The 21,226-nt window shown below is 72.2% G+C and carries 16 protein-coding genes; 13 read left to right on the top strand and 3 right to left on the bottom strand.

Going from position 1 to position 21,226, the window contains the following annotated elements; all coding sequences use genetic code 11:
* Nucleotides 1–20 precede the first annotated feature (20 nt).
* The 4 genes from ACT3TZ_RS01805 (at nucleotide 21) to ACT3TZ_RS01790 (ending at nucleotide 3,892) form a co-directional block, all read left to right on the top strand.
* Nucleotides 21–377 carry a PRC-barrel domain-containing protein gene (locus tag ACT3TZ_RS01805; RefSeq protein ID WP_444581681.1) on the top strand — a complete coding sequence of 119 codons (357 nt, stop codon included), beginning with the start codon at nucleotides 21–23 and terminating at the stop codon, nucleotides 375–377.
* Between the two features lie 78 nt (nucleotides 378–455).
* Nucleotides 456–1,337 carry a glucose-1-phosphate thymidylyltransferase RfbA gene (gene rfbA, locus ACT3TZ_RS01800; RefSeq protein WP_444581680.1) on the top strand — a complete coding sequence of 294 codons (882 nt, stop codon included), beginning with the start codon at nucleotides 456–458 and terminating at the stop codon, nucleotides 1,335–1,337.
* Between the two features lie 79 nt (nucleotides 1,338–1,416).
* A complete protein-coding gene (gene rfbB, locus ACT3TZ_RS01795; RefSeq protein WP_444581679.1) occupies nucleotides 1,417–2,418 on the top strand; it encodes a dTDP-glucose 4,6-dehydratase in 1,002 nt (333 codons plus the stop codon).
* A 76-nt stretch (nucleotides 2,419–2,494) separates the two neighbouring features.
* On the top strand, nucleotides 2,495–3,892 hold the full coding sequence (locus ACT3TZ_RS01790) for a sugar nucleotide-binding protein (protein ID WP_444581678.1): 1,398 nt from the start codon (nucleotides 2,495–2,497) through the stop codon (nucleotides 3,890–3,892).
* Nucleotides 3,893–3,950: 58 nt separating this feature from the next.
* On the opposite strand, the gene ACT3TZ_RS01785 is transcribed toward ACT3TZ_RS01790, so the two are convergent.
* Both ACT3TZ_RS01785 and ACT3TZ_RS01780 read right to left on the bottom strand, forming a co-directional pair.
* Nucleotides 3,951–4,964, bottom strand: coding sequence for a LacI family DNA-binding transcriptional regulator (locus ACT3TZ_RS01785; protein WP_444581677.1), 1,014 nt, complete (start codon nucleotides 4,962–4,964; stop codon nucleotides 3,951–3,953).
* Nucleotides 4,965–5,101: 137 nt separating this feature from the next.
* Nucleotides 5,102–6,298 (bottom strand): Gfo/Idh/MocA family protein, encoded by a 1,197-nt coding sequence (locus ACT3TZ_RS01780; RefSeq protein ID WP_444581676.1) that lies wholly within the window; start codon nucleotides 6,296–6,298, stop codon nucleotides 5,102–5,104.
* A gap of 312 nt (nucleotides 6,299–6,610) precedes the next feature.
* Between ACT3TZ_RS01780 and ACT3TZ_RS01775 the strand changes: the two genes are divergently transcribed.
* From ACT3TZ_RS01775 to ACT3TZ_RS01740, 8 genes are all read left to right on the top strand, one after another.
* Nucleotides 6,611–8,002: an ABC transporter substrate-binding protein gene (locus ACT3TZ_RS01775; protein ID WP_444581675.1), complete on the top strand. Its 1,392-nt coding sequence runs from the start codon at nucleotides 6,611–6,613 to the stop codon at nucleotides 8,000–8,002.
* Between the two features lie 157 nt (nucleotides 8,003–8,159).
* On the top strand, nucleotides 8,160–9,056 hold the full coding sequence (locus ACT3TZ_RS01770) for a carbohydrate ABC transporter permease (RefSeq protein WP_444581674.1): 897 nt from the start codon (nucleotides 8,160–8,162) through the stop codon (nucleotides 9,054–9,056).
* Entirely contained in the window at nucleotides 9,056–9,940 is an 885-nt protein-coding gene (locus tag ACT3TZ_RS01765; protein ID WP_444581673.1) for a carbohydrate ABC transporter permease, read from the top strand. Before ACT3TZ_RS01770 ends, ACT3TZ_RS01765 begins: the two co-directional genes overlap by 1 nt.
* A gap of 61 nt (nucleotides 9,941–10,001) precedes the next feature.
* Nucleotides 10,002–11,054 (top strand): 3-isopropylmalate dehydrogenase, encoded by a 1,053-nt coding sequence (locus tag ACT3TZ_RS01760; protein WP_444581672.1) that lies wholly within the window; start codon nucleotides 10,002–10,004, stop codon nucleotides 11,052–11,054.
* 185 nt (nucleotides 11,055–11,239) lie between these two features.
* On the top strand, nucleotides 11,240–12,565 hold the full coding sequence (locus ACT3TZ_RS01755) for an MFS transporter (RefSeq protein ID WP_444581671.1): 1,326 nt from the start codon (nucleotides 11,240–11,242) through the stop codon (nucleotides 12,563–12,565).
* Nucleotides 12,566–12,706: 141 nt separating this feature from the next.
* Nucleotides 12,707–13,777: an AAA family ATPase gene (locus ACT3TZ_RS01750; protein ID WP_444581670.1), complete on the top strand. Its 1,071-nt coding sequence runs from the start codon at nucleotides 12,707–12,709 to the stop codon at nucleotides 13,775–13,777.
* Nucleotide 13,778: 1 nt separating this feature from the next.
* Complete coding sequence (locus ACT3TZ_RS01745; RefSeq protein WP_444581669.1) at nucleotides 13,779–15,191, top strand: DUF58 domain-containing protein; 1,413 nt, start codon at nucleotides 13,779–13,781, stop codon at nucleotides 15,189–15,191.
* Nucleotides 15,188–17,620: a DUF3488 and transglutaminase-like domain-containing protein gene (locus ACT3TZ_RS01740; RefSeq protein WP_444581668.1), complete on the top strand. Its 2,433-nt coding sequence runs from the start codon at nucleotides 15,188–15,190 to the stop codon at nucleotides 17,618–17,620. The genes ACT3TZ_RS01745 and ACT3TZ_RS01740 overlap by 4 nt, the downstream gene beginning before the upstream one ends.
* A gap of 35 nt (nucleotides 17,621–17,655) precedes the next feature.
* Here the strand turns inward: ACT3TZ_RS01740 and ACT3TZ_RS01735 are convergent, their stop codons facing one another.
* Nucleotides 17,656–19,095 (bottom strand): NAD(P)/FAD-dependent oxidoreductase, encoded by a 1,440-nt coding sequence (locus tag ACT3TZ_RS01735; protein WP_444581667.1) that lies wholly within the window; start codon nucleotides 19,093–19,095, stop codon nucleotides 17,656–17,658.
* 372 nt (nucleotides 19,096–19,467) lie between these two features.
* On the opposite strand from ACT3TZ_RS01735, the gene ACT3TZ_RS01730 reads away from it, so the two are divergent.
* Nucleotides 19,468–21,226 (top strand): bifunctional metallophosphatase/5'-nucleotidase (locus ACT3TZ_RS01730; protein ID WP_444581666.1); only part of this gene is annotated, 1,759 nt, incomplete at its 3' end.

Genomic DNA, 21,226 nt, shown 5'->3' with positions numbered 1-21,226 from the left:
GCGGGACGGGCGAGGGCACCATGGCGGACCCGGGCACCCCGGAGCCTCCGGCCGGCGAGGGCCCCGGTCTCGACATCCGCGCGCTCGCGACCGCCGGCGTCCTCGACGCCGACGGCCGTCGCGTCGGACGCGTCCACGACGTGTTCCTGGTGGACCGCACGGGGGACCTGGCCGCGGTCTCGGTCGCGCTGGGCCGGCTCTCGGTGCGCGAGGTGCTGGTCCCTGCGGATCTGCTGCGTGACGCGGGCGACGGTCAGGTGCAGGTGACGGTGGGCCGGGAGGCCCTGCGCGCAGGCATGGCGACGCCCGCCGAGGGGCACGTCGAGCCCGCCGGGATCCGCGCGGCACGGGCCGCACTGCTCAGGATCACGTCCTGACCCGGACTCGGTCAAGCGCCTGTGAAGCCTTGGCGAGCACGAGCCCTCACCTGCGAAAGCCTTGACATACTGGACCCCATGCGCGGAATCATCCTGGCCGGCGGTACCGGCTCACGGCTGCACCCCCTGACCATCGGGGTCTCCAAACAGCTAATGCCGGTGTACGACAAGCCGATGATCTACTACCCGCTGACGACCCTGATGCTCGCAGGGATCCGCGACATCCTGGTGATCACCACCCCGCAGGACCAGTCGGCCTTCCAGCGGGTGCTCGGGGACGGCTCCGCCTTCGGCGTCGAGATCAGCTACGTCGTCCAGCCCTCCCCGGACGGGCTCGCGCAGGCCTTCGTGCTCGGCGAGGAGTTCCTCGACGGCGATCGCGCGGCCCTGGTGCTCGGCGACAACCTGTTCTACGGCCAGGGCATGGGCTCGCAGCTGCGCCGTTACCACGAGGTCGACGGCGCCGCGGTGTTCGGCTACTGGGTCGCGGATCCGACGGCATACGGCGTCGTCGAGATGGACGCCGACGGCCGCGCCGTGTCCCTCGAGGAGAAGCCCGCCGCGCCGCGCAGCAACCTCGCGGTGCCGGGCCTCTACTTCTACGACGCCACGGTCTCCGAGCGCGCCAAGGCCCTGAAGCCCTCCCCGCGCGGCGAGCTCGAGATCACCGACCTCAACCGCAGCTACCTCGAGGAGGGGGCGCTCCAGGTCGAGGTGCTCACGCGCGGCACGGCCTGGCTCGACACCGGCACCTTCGACGACCTCGCCGCCGCCGGCGACTTCATCCGCACCGTCCAGAAGCGTCAGGGGCTGTCGATCGGCGCCCCCGAGGAGGTGGCCTGGCGGATGGGCTTCCTCAGCGACGACGAGCTGCGCGCCCGTGCCGAGCCCCTCGTGAAGTCCGGCTACGGCACGTACCTCCTGGACGCCCTCGAGCGGGAGACCGCCGAGCGCGCCTGATCGCTCCCGTGCGGCACCCCGCCGCCGCCCGCGCCACCCCCGTGCGCACCACCCCCGACCCACAGCAAAGACCCCCACCGTGACCCGACACCTCCTCGTCACCGGCGGAGCCGGCTTCATCGGCTCGAACTTCGTGCACCACGTCCTCGGGACCACCGACGACACCGTCACCGTGCTCGACAAGTTCACGTACGCCGGGCACCGAGCCTCCCTCGCAGGCCTTCCCGAGGACCGGCTCACGGTGGTCGAGGGCGACATCACCGACGCCGCGGTCGTGGACCGGCTGGTGGGGGAGGCCGACGCGGTGGTCCACTACGCCGCCGAGTCCCACAACGACAACTCCCTCGCGGACCCCTCGCCGTTCCTGGACACCAACCTCATCGGCACCTACACGCTGCTGGAGGCCGCCCGCCGCCACGACACCCGCTTCCACCACATCTCGACCGACGAGGTCTACGGCGACCTCGCGCTGGACGACCCGGCACGCTTCACCGAGCACACCCCGTACAACCCCTCGAGCCCGTACTCCTCGACCAAGGCGGGCAGCGACCTCCTGGTGCGCGCCTGGGTGCGGTCGTTCGGGGTGCGGGCGACGATCTCCAACTGCTCGAACAACTACGGGCCCCGCCAGCACGTCGAGAAGTTCATCCCCCGCCAGATCACCAACCTCATCGACGGGATCCGCCCGCGCCTGTACGGCGCCGGGCTCAACGTCCGCGACTGGATCCACGCCGACGACCATTCCTCGGCCGTCCTGACGATCCTGGCCGACGGGACGATCGGGGAGACCTACCTGATCGGTGCCGACGGCGAGAAGTCCAACAAGGACGTCGTCGAGCAGATCCTGACCCTCATGGGCCACGACGCGGGCGACTACGACCACGTCACCGACCGGGCCGGGCACGACCTGCGGTACGCGATCGACTCCACGAAGCTGCGCACCGAGCTCGGCTGGACCCCGTCCTACGGCTCCTTCGACACGGGGCTGGCGGCGACGATCGACTGGTACCGCGAGAACGAGGACTGGTGGCGTCCCCAGAAGGCCGCCACGGAGGCGAAGTACGCCGCGACCGGGCAGTGACACGGCGGCCCGCCCGGGCCGCCCCTCGCCCCTCGCCCCGACCGTCACCCCCGTTCCCGACAGGAGCCCTCCGCCTGTGAAGCAGCTCGCCGTGCGCACCACCCCCATCCCCGGTCTCCTGGTCATCGACCTCCCCCTGCCCGGGGACAACCGGGGCTGGTTCAAGGAGAACTGGCAGCGCGAGAAGATGATCGCGCTCGGCCTGCCGGACCTCGGCCCCGTGCAGAACAACATCTCCTTCAACCAGGCCCGCGGCGTGACCCGCGGCATCCACGCGGAGCCCTGGGACAAGTTCATCTCGGTGGCAACCGGCAGCGTGTTCGGCGCCTGGGTGGATCTGCGGGAGGGACCCACGTTCGGCACGGCGTACTGGCACGAGATCACCCCGGACACGGCCATCTACGTGCCGCGCGGGGTGGGCAACGCGTTCCAGACCCTTCAGGCGCCCGCGGCGTACACGTACCTGGTCAACGACCACTGGTCGGCCGCCGCCCAGGCGCAGTACACGTTCTTGAACCTCGCGGACGAGACGGCCGCGATCCCGTGGCCGATCCCGCTCGCCGAGGCGGAGCTCTCCGCCAAGGACGAGGCGCACCCGCGCCTGGCCGACGTCGTGCCCGTGCCCCCGCGGCGCACCCTCGTCGTGGGCAGCTCGGGCCAGCTCGCACGGGCCCTCGCCGAGCGCTGGGCGGACCGCGAGGACGTCGACGTCGTGGGCCGGGCGGGCCTGGACCTGGCCGACGCCGCGGCCGTCGGGGCCTTCGACTTCTCCCCGTACGGCACGATCGTCAACGCCGCCGCGTACACCGCGGTCGACAAGGCCGAGACGGCCACCGGACGCCGGGACGCCTGGGCGGTCAACGTCGCCGGGGTGGGACGTCTCGTCGAGCAGGCCCGCGCGCATCGGGCCCGCCTCGTGCACGTCTCCAGCGAGTACGTGTTCGACGGGTCCCTCGAGCAGCACGTCGAGGACGAGCCGTTCAGCCCGCTGGGCGTCTACGGCCAGACCAAGGCCGCCGGCGACGCCCTCGTCGCGACCCTGCCCGCCCACTGGATCCTCCGCACCAGCTGGGTGGTCGGGGAGGGCACGAACTTCGTCCGGACGATGGCGAGCCTGGCCGAGCGCGGCATCGACCCGAGCGTGGTCGCCGACCAGATCGGACGCCTCACCGCCGCCTCGGACCTCGCGGCCGCGATCGACCACCTCCTGACGAGCGGAGCCCCCGCGGGCACGTACAACGTCACCGGTGGCGGGGAGCCGCGCAGCTGGGCCGAGATCGCCCGGGAGGTGTACCGCCTGCTGGGTGCGGACCCTGAGCGCGTGACGCCGGTCTGCACGTCGGAGTACTACGCCGGCAAGGACGGGATCGCCCCGCGGCCCGCGAGCTCGGTGCTGGATCTCGCGAAGATCGAGGCCACGGGCTTCCTCGTGCGCGATCAGCAGGTCGTGCTCGCCGAGGCCCTGCGGGACTGAGGCGAAGCCGGCGGCGGTGTGGACCTGTGCCTCTGGGCGACCTGGACGCAGGGGAGCGTCACGGTTCCCGGACGCTGCTCCTCCGGACGACCAGCTCCACAGGGAACTGCTGGAAAGGCGTCCCGTCCGCCGGGACTCCGTCGAGGAGCCGTCCGACGGCTTCGCGGGCCATCCGTCCGATCGGTTGACTCACCGAGCTGAGGGGGGGCCAGGCGTATGCGGCATCCGGCGAGTCGTCGAACGACGCCACCGCGATGTCCCCGGGCACGTCGATCGCGGCCTCGTGGAACGCACGCAGTGCCCCGAGTGCGATCTGGTCGGAGCTCGCGAAGACCGCAGAGGGACGGGGGGTCGACGCAAGGACGGTACGGCCCGCGAGATAGCCGCCTTCACGTGTGAACGGCGTTTCGACGACTCGCACCGGTGCGAGGCCCGCCGCTCCCATGGCATCGCGCCACCCCTCATGACGACGCTGATCGCCGGATGCCGGACCGAGGTAGGCGATGTCCCGATGCCCCTGGGCGACGAGATGGTCGACGGCGAGACGGGCACCGCCGTACTGGTCGACCCCGATCGCCGGGATCCCCTCGATCGCCCCCGGCTGATTGATGAGCACCGTGGGGAGTCCGGTGACCTCGATGGCGGCGATGTCGCCGCTCCGTACAGGAGTGGCGACGAGCACGCCATCGACCTGACGCGCGGCGAGGCGCTCAAGGCCTGCGGCCACCTCTCCCGGTGAGGCGCTCAGCACGATGAGTGTGACCCCGCGGGACCCCGCGGCGACCTCGACCTCGTGGGCGAGGGCCGCGAACAGCGGGTTGGCGAGGTTGGGGACGATGATCCCGAGCAGCTCGCTGCGGCCACGTCGGAGCGCGCGGGCTGCGGCATTGGGCCGGTACCCGAGCTGGTCGACGGCCGCGAGGACCTTGTCGCGCGTCGCGGGGGAGACGTTCTTGGGTCCGCCGTTCAGGGCGTAGGTCACCACGGGGACACTCACCCCGGCCAGCCGTGCGACGTCCTGACGGGTCACCCGGCGTCGAGCGGTGGTCGTGGGTTGCCGATCCAGCGACATCGGTGGTCCCCTCCTCGTGTGGATCTTCCGACCACCCTACGTGTCGAAGGGGCCCCGCCCCGGTGCCCGGCGCATGGCCGGACGAGGGCGGGGCGGAAGGGGCAGTCGCACGACGGAGTTTCGCAGCTCCTGGGTGCTCACGCCGGCGCGTCGCCGAAGTCGTCGATCGCGAGCCGTGCACCGTCGCGCCGCGCGGACTCGTTGGCGACGATCCCCGGCAGGGTGAAACGCGCCGCCACCCACGCGTTGACCGAGGGCAGGCGCTGCTGCAGGACGGACTGCACGAACTCGTCGGCGAGGAAGTGGTGACTGCCCTCGTGGCCGTTGGGCAGGCCCTCGTACTCGGACGGAAGGCGTGACCGGTCATGGACGGCCGCGTGTCCGGAGACGAAGGCGTCGCGGAGGTCGGGATCGACGTGCTCGAGCGCGCGGTCATCGGTGGAGAGGGTGCGCTGGGTGAGCAGCTGGTCGGACACGTCGTAAGTCTCGTGCTTGTCCTCCCACACCGATTCCTTGGCGATCTGCTCGAAGCTGGCCTCGGTGCCGAAGAACCGGAAGCGGGACTCGCGGATCTTCGAGGGGTACCCCACGCGGCGCATCTCGTTCGTGCGCATCGCGCCGCCGTCCGCGAGTTCGAACAGCGCGCTCATGTTGGAGAAGTCGTTGTCGAAGGCGCTCACGGACCGGTCGAAGACGCCGTCGCCGGACGTGTCGCGGATCCCGACGCAGCTGACGCTCCGTGCGTGCGTGGTCCAAGCTCCGAGGACGCCCCCGATGGCGTGCGTCGGGTAGAGCATCGGAGGGAAGCTCGCGGTCGCCTTCCAATCCTCCCCGCCGGAGTGCTGGTAGGCCTTGTAGAAGCCGAGATCCATGTCGTGCATGTAGTCGCCCTCGGCATACACCAGGCGTCCGAACTCCCCGGCAGCGGCCTTGCGTCGGGCGAACACGGTGGCGGGGTTGTAGTAGCTGGTCTCGCCCATCATGTAGGTCAGGCCTGTCTCGCGCACCGCCTCGATGATCTCGGCGATCTCCTCCTTGGTGATCGCCATGGGGACTGCGGAGTACACGTGCTTGCCGGCGCGCAGCGCGTCGACGACCAGGGGGCCGTGGGTCCAGCGCTGTGTGAAGATGCCGACGGCGTCGACGTCGCTCTCCAGGAGGGCGTCGAACGAGTCCACGGTGCCGTCCAGTCCGTGCTGCGCGACGAGCGCATCGGCGCGCTCGGGCCGCAGATCGGTGACGACCACGCGAGAGATTCCGGGATGGGCTTTGAAGAGGCTCGCGAAGCTGCCGGAGAACTGGCCGGCGCCGACGATGCCCAGCGAGAAGGTCATGGTCCCTCTGATCCTGTGCGTCGAATGTGTGCGGGAGGTTTCCCGGTCGGCACGCTAGCGTAATAGTTGCTTCGAAGCAACTGACGCCGGATGCGCGATGGCGCGGAATTGAGCTTCGGCAACAAGTGGGCGAACAGTACGTCCACCGAAGAACCGCCCTCCCGAGAGTATCGACCTCTGGTGTTTGGGCGGTTCCTTGACGTCAGAGTTGCCTCGTGTAAACATTGCGCCACGGTGCAGTGCGACCCGGCGGGCCGGGACGCCCACTTCGCCGTACGCCCTGCGAACGTGCCTCGTCAAAGGAGACAGTTCATGCGCCATCGCAGCTACTTCGCCCTCATCGCGGCCTCCGCCGCCACCGCACTCCTCGTGGCCTGCGGCGGCACCGGCGCCGACCGGGATCCGGACGCAGGCCCACTCGTCATGTGGACGATCGAGGACAAACCCGACCGGATCGCTGCTCAGCAGGTGATGCTCGACGAGTTCACCGAGAGGACCGGAATCCGCACCGAGCTCGTCCCGATCGCCGAGGACCAGCTGACCACCGCTCTGACGTCGGCGGCCGCCGCCGATGACCTGCCGGACGTCGTGGGAGCCCTGCCGCTGGCCAACGTGCTGTCCTTCGCGGGTGACGACATCCTGGACACCGATGCCGCGCAGGAGGTCGTCCAGGACCTCGGTGCGGAGACCTTCGATGCTCGCTCCCTCGAGCTCACCGAGCTCGACGGTCGGCAGCTCGCCGTTCCCAGCGATGCCTTCCCGATGCTCCTGTACTACCGGACGGATCTGTTCGACCGCGAGGGCCTCGCGCCACCGACGGACTTCGACAGCATCCGTGCGGCGGCCCAGACCCTGGACTCCGGCGACACGGCAGGCATCGTCGCGGCCACGACCCCGGGGGAGCAGTTCACGGCCCAGACCATCGAGCACTTCGCGCTCGCCAACGGATGCCGCCTCGTCGACGACGACGGCCAGGTCGACCTCGGCAGCCCCGCCTGCGTGCACAGCTTCGACACCTTCGCGTCCCTCATGCGCGAGGACTCCGTGGACGGCGAGCAGGACCCCAACACGACCCGCGCCACGTACTTCTCCGGCCGGGCCGGGATGGTGGTGTGGTCATCATTCCTGCTCGACGAACTGGGAGGGCTGCGCTGGGACGCCCTGCCGACCTGCGACGAGTGCGCCGACGACCCCCGCTGGCTGGCGGAGAACACCGGTGTGGTCGCCGCGATCCAGGGCCCGGACGCCCAGAGTCCCGCCGGCTATGGCGACATCGTCTCCTTCACGATCCTGAAGGAGTCCCATTCGCGGACGCCGGACCTCGTGCGATTCATGATGGACGACCGCTACGAGAGCTGGATCGGACTCGCACCCGAGGGCAAGGTCCCCACTCGGCTGGGCACCCTCGACGAGCCGACCCGCTTCCGCGATGCCTGGCGCCAGATGGAGTCCGGGGTCGACACCCGCGTGCGTCTGAGCGACATCTACGCACCCGCGGTCATCGACGAGGTCGAGGGAGCGCCGCAGCGGATCGTGCGCTGGGGCGTGGACGAGGGCCAAGGACAGCTCGAAGGAGCCATGACCTCTCAGCGCGTCCTCCCGACCATCATGTCCGACGCCATCACGTCCGGCGCGTCGGGACAGGACATCGCCGACGAGGCCGTCGTCCAGGCCGAACAGCTGCAGGCAGGTTTCGGTGACTGAGCCGCGATCCCGTGAGAACGATCATCACCCGTCCACCCCGCGAAAGAGGTCCGCAGTGAGTGCCCCGTCCACGTCGACCGCACCGCACACCCCCCGCACGGCGCATCGATCTCGACGTCACGGCGGAGGTCTCGCCGGGCGAGATCGCAGGACGGGCATGGTGCTCGTCTCGCCGACGCTCGCCATCGTCCTGATCATGGTGTTCATCCCTCTGGCGTGGTCGGTGCTGATCTCCTTCCAGCGGCTGAAGCTGATCAACATCGGACGCCAAGGCCTCGTCGAAGCCTTCACGCTCGACAACTTCGCGATCGTCCTCGGATCCGGCCAGCTCGGGCGAACCCTCGTGGTGACCCTCGTGTTCACGGTGGGATCGGTCGCGGGATCGATCGCACTGGGCCTGGTCGCGGCGCTCGCGCTGCGACGCCCCTTCCGTGGTCGCACGTTCGTCCGGGCCTCGATGCTGCTGCCCTACATCGCGCCGGTCGTGGCCGTGACCTTCGTCTGGCGCATCATGCTCCATCCCGAGTTCGGCATCGTCAACGCACTCGGCGAGGAGGTCCTGGGCTGGGATCGGCCGATCCCGTTCCTCACCCAAGCCGTCGCGCACGTGCCCGTGCTCGGGACGGAGATCGGTGTGCCCACGGCCCTTCTGACCGTGATCGCCTTCCAGATCTGGAGGTTCTTCCCCTTCGCGTTCCTGTTCATCATGGCGCGCATGGAGGCGATGAGCCCGGAGATCGAGGAGGCCGCGCTGGTGGACGGTGCGACGCCCCTGCAGAGCTTCCGGCACGTGATCCTGCCGCAGCTGCTGCCGGTGATCACGGTCCTCGTGGTGCTGCGCTCGATCTGGACGTTCAACGAGTTCGACAGCGTCTTCCTGCTGACCGGTGGTGCCGCGGGGACGCAGGTGGCGAGCATCCGGGTCTACCAGCTCCTCACGGTGCAGCAGAACGTCGGAGCGGCGTCGGCCCAGGCTCTCGTGCTCGCGGTCGTGCTGATCCTCTGCATCGGCCTCTATGCCTTCCTGATCCGCCGACGAGGAGAGTCGCTCTGATGCGTACCCACCGCCGCTTCGATGCGTATGCGCTGCAGCGCGCGTCCCTGAGGGTCCTACGGCCCATCACGATCGTGGTCCTGCTCGCCATCTGTCTCGTGCCGTTCTGGTACATGGTCGTCCTGTCCGTACGGCCCATCGAGGAGCTCCTCTGTGATCCTGCCCGCTTGTGGTTGGACCTCGGGGAGCTGGACCTCGGCACGTATCTCGCAGTCCTCCTGCCCACGGACCAAGGTGGGCAGGGCTTCGGCGGGTTCATGCTCAACAGCGGGATCGTCGCGCTCTCGTCCGTCGTTCTCGCGCTCGCCATCGCCATCCCGGGCGCCTACGCCATCGCACGCCTGCCCGTCCCGGGGCGCGGGCGGATCAGCGCGGTGTTCCTCGCCTCGTACCTGTTCCCCTCGATCATCATCGCGATTCCCCTGTTCGTCGTGCTGACACGCATGGGGCTGCGTGGCTCACTCGTGGGGTTGGTCGCCGTCTACGCGGCACAGACGGTTCCCGTCGCGATCTACATGTTGCGCAACTACCTCGAGTCCGTGCCCGTGTCGATCGAGGAGGCGGGACTCGTGGACGGCCTCAGCCGCTACGGGGTCATGTGGCGCCTGAGCCTGCGTCTCTCCCTCCCCTCGATCATGGCGACCGGGCTGTTCGTCTTCATGATCGCCTGGAACGAGTTCCTCTTCGCGCTGCTCTTCCTGGTCGACAGCCCGGGGAAGTGGACCGTGTCCCTGGGGCTCTCCCGGCTGTCCGGCGGTCTCGAGGTGCCCGCGACGGTGCTCATGGCCGGCTCCGTCGTGCTGACGCTCCCGATCGTGGTCATCTTCTTCGCGACCGAGCGCCTCCTCACCGGAGGGCTGACCGCCGGAGCCGAGAAGGGATGACCTCTTGCCCGCACGACCTCTCGACCCGACGTCACCGCACGCGCCCCCGAAGGAGCACCCCATGACCCGCACCATCCCCCTCGCCGTGATCCCCGGAGACGGCATCGGCAGAGAAGTGGTCCCCGAGGCGCTCAAGGTTCTCCACGCCGCGACCGAGCACGAGGACGTCGCCTTCGAGCTGCACGACTTCGACCTGGGCATCGACCGCTACTTGCGGACGGGTGACATGCTGCCGGACGCCGAGATGCGGCAGATCGCGCAGACGGAGGCGATCCTGTTCGGCGCGGTCGGCGGACGGCCGGGTGACCCCCGCCTCGCGGGGATCAGCATCGAGCGCGGCCTGCTGCTGCGCCTGAGGTTCGACTTCGACCAGTACGTCAACCTGCGGCCGGCGCTCATCCGACCGGGCGTCTCGAGCGTGCTGGGCCCCGGCGCGCGGGCGGACTTCGTGGTGGTGCGTGAGGGGACCGAGGGCGCGTACTCGGGCAGTGGCGGTGTCCTGCGAGAAGGGACTCCGAACGCCGTGGCCACGGAAGTGGCGCTCGCGACGCACCACGGCGTCGAACGCGTGATGCGCTTCGCCTTCGACCTTGCCCGGAGGCGTCGCGGGCGAGTGACCGTGGTCCACAAGAACAACGTCCTGGTGCACTCGGGTGGCCTGTGGCAGAGCGTCCAGGATGAGGTCTCGGCCCGGTACCCGGACATCGAGGTCGACTACCTCCACGTCGATGCCGCGACCATCCACCTCGTCACCACACCCGAGCGGTTCGACGTGATCGTGACCGACAACCTCTTCGGCGACATCCTCACGGACCTCGCCGGCGCGATCGCTGGAGGCATCGGGCTCGCCGCATCGGGGAGCATCGATCCCGAGCGCCGGTACCCCTCGATGTTCGAGCCCGTGCACGGGTCGGCTCCGGACATCGCGGGCCAGGGTGTGGCCGACCCGACCGCGGCAGTCCTGTCGGCGGCGATGATGCTCGACCACCTGGAACTGCGGGGCCAGGGTGATCGAATCCGAGACGCCGTCGCAGCGGATCTCGACGCGCGCGCTTCCACCGGCCCACGCGGCACCGCAGAGGTCGGGGACGCCCTGGCCGCGAGACTCACCTGACGGGGGTCGGGGGAGTCGAGGTCCCCGACGCGGGTGCGAGATCGAGCACGTCGCCTGCGAGGTCGCGCCATTGCCTCGTAGTCTGAACGGTCCGTGAGGTCCGCAGGGCCCGCGCCCCCGTGCATCACCTCGGGCCCATCGGGGCCGTCCAAGGCGGCACAGCCCCGACACCGACCGGAGACACCGTGCCGCACGACCCTGCATCCTCTGCCCCGCCCGTCGCCCGCCTCGTAGCGCCGGACCGCCACGACGCGCCCTCGTCCCTGCTCGCCGCCATGGGCCTCGGCTACTTCCCGGTCGCGCTCATCGCCCGCTTCCCCTTCGCGATGGTGGTCGTGGGCACCCTGACCCTGGTGGTGGGGGCCCGCGGTTCGATCTCGCTCGGCGGGCTCGTCTCGGCCGTGGTCGGGATCGGCAGCGCGATCGGCGGTCCGGTGCTCGGCGCGGCGGCCGACCGCTTCGGCCAGCGGGGCGTGCTGCTGGTCGCAGGCACCGTCAACGCGCTGTCCCTGCTGGCCCTGACCGCGGTCGCGTACAGCGCGGCACCGGATGCCGCGCTCCTCGCGGTGGGTCTGGTCCTGGGCGCCAGCGCGCCGCAGGTGGGGCCGATGTCCCGCAGCCGCCTCGTGCAGGTGATCGTGCGGGCCCTGCCCCTGCCACGCCGCCACCGCACCACCGCCCGCACCATGGCCTATGAGTCCGCGGCCGACGAGACCACCTTCGTGTTCGGCCCGGTCCTGGTGGGTCTGCTGGCCACGACGCTGAACCCGGCCGCCCCGCTGATCGGCGCGGCCGTGCTCACCCTGGTGTTCGTCACGTCCTTCGCGCTGCACCGGACGGCGCGGGCCGTCGTCCCGGATCCGGGGGCTCCGGCCCTGCGCGCTCCCGCCGGCGAGCTCGGGGCGCGGGGCATCGTCGTCGTGGTCGCCGGTGCCCTCGGCGTCGGGATCTTCTTCGGCGGGGTGCTCACCTCGCTCACCGCCGCGATGAGGGAGCTCGGGCGGGGCGAGGCGGCAGGCCTCGTCTACGCCGTGATGGGGGTGGGGTCGGCCGTGCTGGCCCTGGCCTCGGCGCTGCTGCCGGACCGCTTCGGGATCGGCCTGCGCTGGATCGTCTTCGCGGGCGTCATGACGGCGTCGATGCTCGGCTACGCGATGGCCGGGTCCCTGACCGGGGTCACCGTGGCGCTCGCCGTCGCGGGCCCGGGCATCGGCCCGACCGTCGTGGCCCTGTACAGCCTCGCGGCCGAGCGCAGCCCCGTGGGCCGCTCGGCCACGGTGATGACCATGCTGGGCTCCGCCACGGCCGTGGGCCAGGCTCTCGCCTCGGCCGCGACCGGGCGGGTGGCCGAGGACCTGGGCGTGGCCGCGGCCGCCTGGATCCCGCTCGGGGCCTCCGTGCTGCTCCTGGCCCTCGGCGTGCTCAACCGGCTCCTCGTCCCGGTCGCTCCGACCGTCCCGCCGGGCCCGGGCGCCGGGGCCGCACCGCGGGGCGAGCCCCGAGAGAGCTGACACCTGCCCCGGACGCGAGGTCCGCGGGACGTCCGGGACGCACGCGGCACATCGGACACCCATCTTCGGACGTCCCCGGCTCCGTACACTGGGCGTCCCGCCGTCCCGCACGGTGCCCGCCCGTCCGAAGGAGCACTCCCGATGGCGCTGTCCGACACCTCCCAGGGCCTCGCGCCCGACGCCGCGTCCCCGGACTCGACCACCCCGCCCGAGGTGCCCGGCGCGCAGGAGCCGGACCGTCCGCTGGACGCCGCCGAGGCCGCGGAGGTGGCGGAGATCCTGGACCGTGTGGCCGCCGAGGTCACCACCGTCGTCGAGGGCAAGCGCGAGGTCGTGGACACCGCCCTGCTGGTCCTCGTGGCTGGGGGGCACCTGCTCATCGAGGACGTCCCGGGGGTCGGCAAGACCGTGCTGGCCCGCTCGCTGGGCGCCGCGCTCGGCGCCCGCCGCCAGCGCATCCAGTTCACCCCGGACCTGCTCCCGGGCGACGTCACCGGCGCCAGCATCTTCAACCAGGTCACCCGCGACTTCGAGTTCCGGCCCGGCGCCGTCTTCACCAACGTCCTGCTGGCCGACGAGATCAACCGGGCCTCGCCCAAGACGCAGTCGGCGCTGCTGGAGGCCATGGAGGAGCGGCAGGTCAGCGTCGACGGCAGCACGTACTCCCTCGAGGAGCCGTTCATGGTGATCGCGACCGCGAACCCCGTGGAGATGGAGGGCACCTACCGCCTCCCCGAGGCCCAGCGCGACCGGTTCCTGGCCCAGACCGCGATCGGCTACCCCGCGGCGTCGGCGGAGGCCCGCATGCTCGAGCACCAGACGGGTCCCGTCGAGCCCGGCGCCCGGGACACGGTCGACGAGATCCGGGCCGTCACCGACCCCGCCACGATCGCCCGGATCGTCCGCTCGGTGCGCCGTCAGCACGCCGCCCCGAAGCTGCTGGAGTACGTCGTCGCGCTCGCGCACGCCACGCGCGGCCACGACGGGGTCGCGCTCGGGGCCTCCCCCCGCGCGGGCGTCCACCTCGTCCGGGCGGCCAAGGCGCGCTCCGTGATCGACGGCCGCACCTGGGTCGAGCCCGAGGACGTCCGGGCGGTGATCCGCTCCGTCTGGAGGCACCGCCTGCACCTCACGGCACCCGCGGTCTCGGCGGGGATGACGGCCGACAGCGTCCTGGACGACGTCCTCGACCGGACGCCCCTCGGGAGCTGAGATGCCCGACGACGAGTCCGCCGGCCGCACCCGCGCCGGCCTGCTGCGGCCCACGGGGCGCGGCGTCGTCGTGCTCGTCGTGACGATCGCGCTGTGGGCGCTCGGGGCCCTCTCCGGGCTCGTCGCCGCGCTCGACGTCGCCGCGGCCCTGCTGGTGGTCCTGGTGCTCTCGGCGGTGACCACGCTGCTGTGCGGCATCGGGCTGCGCCTCGAGCGCCGCATCGAGGACCCGCGGGTGACGGCGCCCGGCACGGCGCGGGTCTCGCTGTCGCTCGCCCCCGACGCGCTGCTGTCACGGTTCCCGCTGGGCAGCGGCGTCGTCCGGTGCGCCATGCCCGAAGCGCTCGGGGGCAGCGGCGAGCTCACCCTGCGGCCGCAGGTCCCGCACCTCATCGCCGTGCGCCGCCGCGGCGAGCATCGGCTCGGGCCGTGCACGGTCCGGGTCCAGGACGTGTTCGGCCTGTTCCGCATCTCCCGCACCCAGGAGCTGCCCGGCACCGTGATCGGCCTGCCCCGGGTGGAGCGCCTGGACCCCGCCGCGATGCAGCGCGCGCGCCTGGCCCACGACGGGACCCTCGGGGCCGGCGCGGGCCAGGGCATCGGGGAGATCGGGCCCCTGGCCCGCCCCTACGTCCCGGGCGACGACCTCCGGCGGATCCATTGGCGGGCCAGTGCCCGGGCCGACCGGCTGATGACCCGCGAGGACGAGCCGCTGGAGGCCGAGACCGCCGTGATCGTGCTCGACGACCGCCGGGACGGGCCCGCGCGGCCCGGTCTTGAGGACCGCCTGGTCTCGGCCACCGCGACCTTCGGGGCGATGCTCCGCGAGACGGGCTGGTCCGTGCGGGTGCTCGATGCCCGGGGCGACGAGATCGTGCACGCGGCCGCCGCGGACCGCTCCGCCACGATCGGCACCCGGAGCGCCCGGGGCTCGGTGCTCGCCCAGGAGTCCGGGGCCAGCGGCGACCACCACGCGCTGGACGCCCTGGCACGCCTAGAGTTCCGGGACGCCTCTCCCGCGAGCGCCCTCGGCCTGCCCGCAGGCGGCGTGACCACCGGCGACGTGGCCCTCGCCCTCGTGCTCCTGCCCGGGGCCCCCGGCGCTGCCGGAGCCGCAGACCGTGCCGGAGCCGCAGGCGGTGCCGGGGCCCAGCGGGGCCGGCTGCGGGCGCTGGCCCCGCTCGCGGGCCGCGCCGGACACCGCGTGGCCGTGATCCTGGACGAGGCCGCGGACCCGACCGCGGCCATGGGCACTGATCCCCGGGCCCACGGCGCCGGTGCCGTCACCGCCCCACGGGTCGCCGACGTGCCCGGCCTCCCCGGCGGGACCTGGACCGTGGTGCAGGCCGAGGCGGCCGCCCCCCTGTCGAGCATCGTGGACGCGCTGGCCCAGGGCAGCGAGGTGCCTGCATGACCGCCCCTGCCGGTCTGGATGCGCGCCCCGCGGAGGGCTCGGCGCCCGACCCGGTCGCGGAACCGCTGGCCGGGCCGGCCCCCGGGGACGGCTCGGACGTCCGCTCACGTCGGCGCGGCCGCCGCGACCGCGGGCCGCACCCGCGCGGGCCGCTGGGCCCCGAGATCGTCCGCGGGCTCGTCCTGCTGGTCGCGATCGCCCTCGCCTCGACGCCCCTGACGATGCTGTTCACGGGACTCGGCTGGTTCGTGCTGCTGATGGGGGCAGCCCTCACCGTCGTCGGCTCCGGCCTGGTGCTGCGCCGCCTGCTGCGACCGACCGTGCTGGTGCCGCTGGGCCAGGGGCTCGCGCTGGTCCTGTTCCTGCTCCTGGCGCAGGTGCAGGCCGGGGTGCTGCCTCCGGGCGGGCCCGTCGGCATCGTCATGGGACAGCCCGGGCTGCTGACCGAGGGGATCCGGGAGCTCGGCGGGGGCCGAGCCCCGCTGGAGCTGGGCGGCCCGGGGACCGTGGTCGTCGCCGTGCTCCTGGCCCTCGTGGTGCTCGCGCTGGACCTGCTGCTCATGGACCTGGACCAGGTGACCGTGACCGCGCTGGTGCTCGCGTGCTTCGTGCTCTCCTCGGCGCTCATGACGCCCGGGGGCGGCCCCTGGTGGACGGTCGCCGGCCCCGTGGCCGGGGCGATCCTCGTGCTGGGGGTGCGGAGCATCGCGCAGCCTCCGCAGGCCGCGCTCGTCGCCGGGACGCTGGTCCTGGCCCTCGTCGCGGGCCCGGCCCTCGCGACCGTGCTGCCGACGCGGGACCCTGCTCCATTCCCCCTCACCGTCGACACCGTCAATCGTCTGACCGGCAACGATGCGAACATCGGCCCCGTGATGATCGACGACAGCGTCTCGGTGCGCCGGGATCTGATGCAGGGGCGCGAGACCGAGGTCCTGCGGCTGCGGACCGATGCGCCCGTGCCCGGCTACCTGCGCCTGCACACGCTCAACGCCTACGAGGACGGACGCTTCGAGTCGGTGCCGGGCGCGGAGCCGCAGGAGTCCTTCACCGACCGCGTGCAGGATCCCACCCGCCCCGAGGGCCTCTCGACCTACGAGATCTCGGTGCGCGACCTCAGCTCCCGCACCCTGCCCGCACCTCCGAACATCCGCTGGACCGATGCCGGCGAGCGCCTGCCCGTGGTCGGTGACCGGAGCGTCTCCGGGGAGCTCCCCCTCGAGGGCCGCGCGCGCGACCTGACGGGGTTCGACTACACGGTCGCCGCGGAGGAGATCTCCTTCACCGAGGACGAGCTGCGGTCGGTGGACCCCGAGAGCCAGGTCGGGCCGTTCCGATCCGGGTACATCCGGGCCGACGTCCCCCCGATCGTGAGCTCGCTGGCGCGGCAGGTGAGGACGGAGGCCGGTGCCGAGAACGCCTTCGACACCGCGCAGGCGTACGTGAACTACTTCCACACGACGTTCGACTACGACCTCGACGCCCGCTCCGAGCCGGGGGAGGACCCGGTGACGTCCTTCCTGGAGGACCGCACGGGGTACTGTGAGCAGTTCGCCGCGACGTTCGCGCTCATGATGGACTCCCAGGGCTTCCCCACGCGGGTCGTCATCGGCTTCACGGCCGGGACGGTCGACGGCGACGAGCGCACGGTCACCAACCGCAACGCCCACGCCTGGCCCGAGGTGTGGTTCGGGCCGGACCGCGGGTGGATCCGCTTCGAGCCGACCCCGGCGGCCGCGGCCAACGGGGTCGCCACCCCGTCCTTCGCGGCGGAGGAGGCCGCCCCCACCGCCGGTGCCGCAGAGGCGACGCCCGAGCCCACGGCCGCGGCGCAGGAGCCGACGACCCCGGCGGCGTCGGCCGCCGAGGAGACGACGAGCAGCGCGCCGGGCACCACCGAGGCCGCCTCCGGGAGCGAGACCGGTCGCGGCGGATGGGTGCTCCCGGTCGCCCTCGGCGTCCTGGCCCTGGTGCTCGTCGGCTGGGCGCTGCTGCTCCGGCACCGGGCGCGGGCCCGGGTGGCCGGCTGGGAGGCGGTCGCCGCGCTGCCCGCACGGGCGGCCCTGCACGGCTGGGACGAGGTGGCCGCCGCGGCGGCGGCACGCGGTCGCCGCGAGCGCGTCGCGACGACCCTGCTGCTCGGGCGACGGCGCCAGGAGGCCCCGGGCATCGCGCTGGACACGACCAGCCCGCCGCGCGCGGCGCTCGATGCGCTCGTGGACGGCGCCGGAGCCCGCGGGATCCCTGTCACCGACGAGGACCGCGAGGCGGCGTCACGTCTGGGTGCGGCCGTGAGCCGCGCCCGGTATGCGCCCGGGGGAGCCCCGGACGGTGGTGGCGCCACGGGTCGCGGTGCCGCCGAGGCCTCGGCGGCACACGCCGATGCGGACAGGCTCCGCGGCATGCTGCGGCGACGCCGCAGGAGAGGCTGAGGGCTGATCGCCCGATCGCCAGGTCCCCGGAGGGGTCAGCCCCGGTGGTCGGGGCCGAAGCGCCGCAGGTCGCGGGCGTCCTCGAAGTCGGCCTCGGCGCGCACGGAGTCCACGTCGCCCACGACGGGGTTGGGCTGGTGCGTGGACCGGGTGCCCGAGTACAGCGTCAGCAGGTTCATCGTCACCGCCCGACGGTTGCGGTGGCCGATCAGCTTGGCGACGTGCACGCCCAGCCAGGCGAACCAGCCCGCGGTGCCCGTGAGCCCGGGGGCGTGGGGGATCACCGCGATCGCGGCCCGGCGGCCGATCGTGGCCATGGTGCCCAGGTCCATGTACTCGAAGGGACGGCGGCGCTCGGGACGGTTCGTGACGTCGGCGTCGATCATCCGCGCGACATGGCGCCCGGACTGGATCGCGGGCTGCGCGAGCTGCGGCAGCGGCTCGGGCTGCGCGGCGATGTCCCCGGCGGCGAACACCCGCGGGACGCCCGTGACCTGCAGGTCGGGGTCCACCTGGAGGCGGCCGCCCTTGACCTGGGGCAGACCCCACGCCGAGAGGTACTCCGCCGGCGCCACGCCGGCGGCCCACACGGTGATGTCGGACTCGAGCACGGTGTCGTCGTCCAGACGCACGAAGTCGTAGCCCACCTCGGCCACGCCGTGGCCCAGGCACAGCTCGACACCGCGGGCCTCGAGCTCCCGGACCGCGTACTCGCGGTACTGGGGGGCGAAGTCCTTGATGAGCTCGCCGCCGCGCTGGATCAGGCGGATCCTGAGCGTCCCCGGGTCCATCTCGGGGTAGAGGATGTCGAGCTCCTGGCGCCGGAAGTCCGCGAGCGCCCCGGCGATCTCGACGCCGGTGGGGCCGCCGCCCACGATCGACACGCAGAGCTTGTCGTGCTCGCCCTCGCGGCTCGTGCGCTCGAGCTGAGCGAACACGCCGTCGCGGATCTTCAGGGCCTGGGAGCGCGTGTACATCGGCATCGCGTACTGCTCGGCCCCGGGGGTGCCGAAGAAGTTGGTGGTCGCGCCGCCCGCGAGCACGAGGTAGTCGTAGTCCAGCTCCCAGGGGTGCCCGTTGGCGCCCTCGACGCTGACCCGGCGGTGCTCGGGATCGACCCCGATCACCTCGCCCTGGCGGTAGCGCATGTTGGGCACCTTCAGGGAGAGCCCGCGCAGGAACATCGTGACGTCCCCGGGGTTCAGGCCGGCGGTCGCGACCTGGTAGAGCAGCGGCTGGAACGTCTTGTAGAGGTTCCGGTCGATGAGGGTGATGCGGACCCGGGTGTCCCGCAGTCCCAGCACGGCGTTGGCTCCGGCGAACCCGCCGCCGACGATCACGACGTGCGGCCAGCTCGCGCCGTCCTTGGCGGGTACCGTGCGGCGTCGCCGCGGTGCCGGCGAGGTCCAGGTCTGGGGACGTCCGGCGTCGACCGGCTCGGAGGAGGGGCGGGAGAAGAGCGGATCGCGGACCATGGGTCTCTTTCGGACGTCGGGACGAGAGGACGTTCCGGCCGGGCCGGGAGGGGGCCCCCGGGGGTCGGACAGCGGCGTCACTGGCACCGGGGACGACGATAGGTGCTTTCTGCGCGCCGCGGGGAATCCGCAGGCCCCGGACGGGCGTGAGGGTGGCGACTCAGACACCACGGGCCGATGGTCGCTCGTATGAACTTCCGGTAACGATCCTCCGTCCCGGACGGATCATGGCGCGAGCCACGCGAGGATGGGGCACGTCCCCGGTCGCCGGGTCCCTCGAGCTGGCCCATCGGCTCGGATTCCTCGGATCCTGCGCCCCCGGCGCTCGACGGTGCCGGTCCCTGCCTGCCTCCCCCTCCTCAGGAGACATCCATGCGGTCGTCCGCACCCCGGCGCAGCCTGCGCGCCGCCACGACAGGCCTCGCGGCCCTCGGTCTCGTCCTCGTCCCGCTCGCTCCCGGCGCCCTCGCCGTCGGCGCCGTGCCCGCGGCCGCTCCCGCCGGCACCTCGGTGACCCTGTTCAACATCAACGACTTCCACGGTCGCATCTCGACGACGGCCAAGCCGCTCGCGTGCACGCTCACCGACGAGCGCAGGACCCTGGGCGACGGCGGCAACAGCGTGTTCCTGTCGGCCGGTGACAACGTGGGTGCGAGCGAGTTCGCCTCGTACATCCAGGACGACGATCCGACGATCGACTACCTCAACGCCCTGCAGCTGAAGGCCTCCGCGCTCGGCAACCACGAGTACGACAAGGGCCAGGACGATCTGAAGGGCCACATCGAGGAGCGCGCGGACTGGGAGTACCTGGCCGCCAACATCTTCACGACCGAGGGTGAGCGTGCCGCGACCCCCTCCACGATCGTCGACGCGGGGACCGTCAAGGTCGCCGTCGTCGGGGCCGACACGCAGGAGACCCCGGCGCTGACCTCGCCCGCGGGCCTGACGGGGCTCGAGTTCCGGGACCCGGTCAGCTCGGTCAACGAGGCGATCACCGAGCTCGAGGCGGCCAAGGCCACCGGGGACTCGAAGGCCGACTACGACATCGTGGTCGTCGAGTACCACGAGGGCTCCGCGCGCTCCGCCGCCGCCGGGACGAACCCGGGCGGCGGGGAGCTCTACCAGCGCATCGTCAACGACACCTCACCGGCCGCGGACGTGATCTTCAACGGTCACACCCACCAGAGCTACACCTTCCAGGCGCCCGTGCCCGGCGAGCCGGGGGAGAGCCGGCCGATCATGCAGACCGGCTCCTACGGCGCGAACCTGGGCAAGGTCACCCTGAGCGTCGACGCCGCGGGCGACTGGGACGCGGTGCCCGCCGGCACCGGGCTCGTCGCCACCCCCAAGGAGGTCGCGGCCGGCTCGCCGTGCACCACCGATCCCGTCTACCAGGCCGCCGCGAAGATCTCCGACGACGCCAAGGCCACGGGAGACATCGAGGCCGCCAAGCCCGTCGGGTCGATCTCCGAGGACATCACCACCGCCTACGCCCCCTCCGACGCCGCCTACGGCGCGGACGGCACCTGGGAGAGCACCGGCACCGTCGCCAAGGGCGACGACCGCGCCTCGTCCTCGACGCTCTCGAACGCCCTCGCCGACTCGATGGTGTGGGCCACCCAGCGCGACTCCTACGCGGGCGCCAAGGCGAGCATCGGCGTCATGAACCCGGGCGGTGTGCGCGCAGACCTCTTCCACGCCCGCTCGGGCGCCGAGACCGCCGACGGCCAGGTGACCTTCGGCGAGGCCAACAACGTCGTGCCCTTCGTCAACAACCTCTCGACGGTCAAGCTTACGGGCGCGCAGTTCGTCAAGCTCCTGAACCAGCAGTGGCAGCGGGATGCCGCGGGAGAGGTCCCCTCGCGCGACTACCTCGCGCTCGGGCTGTCCAAGAACGTGGACTACACCTTCGACGCATCCCTGCCCGAGGGGCAGCGCATCACCTCGGTCACGATCGACGGCGAGCCCCTGGATCCGGCCGCCACCTACACCGTGGTCGCCGCGAACTTCCTCACCGCCGGCGGGGACAACTTCCGCGCCTTCACCGAGGGCACCGACGTCACCGACACCGGCCTGCTGGACCGCGACGCCTGGATCGACTACCTCGCCGACGGCGCCCAGGAGAACCTAG

This window comes from Brachybacterium sp. AOP25-B2-12, assembly GCF_052378625.1.
Taxonomy (GTDB): Bacteria; Actinomycetota; Actinomycetes; order Actinomycetales; family Dermabacteraceae; genus Brachybacterium.
Note: the sequence above shows the minus strand (reverse complement) of the source record. Positions and strands in the feature narration are given on the sequence as shown.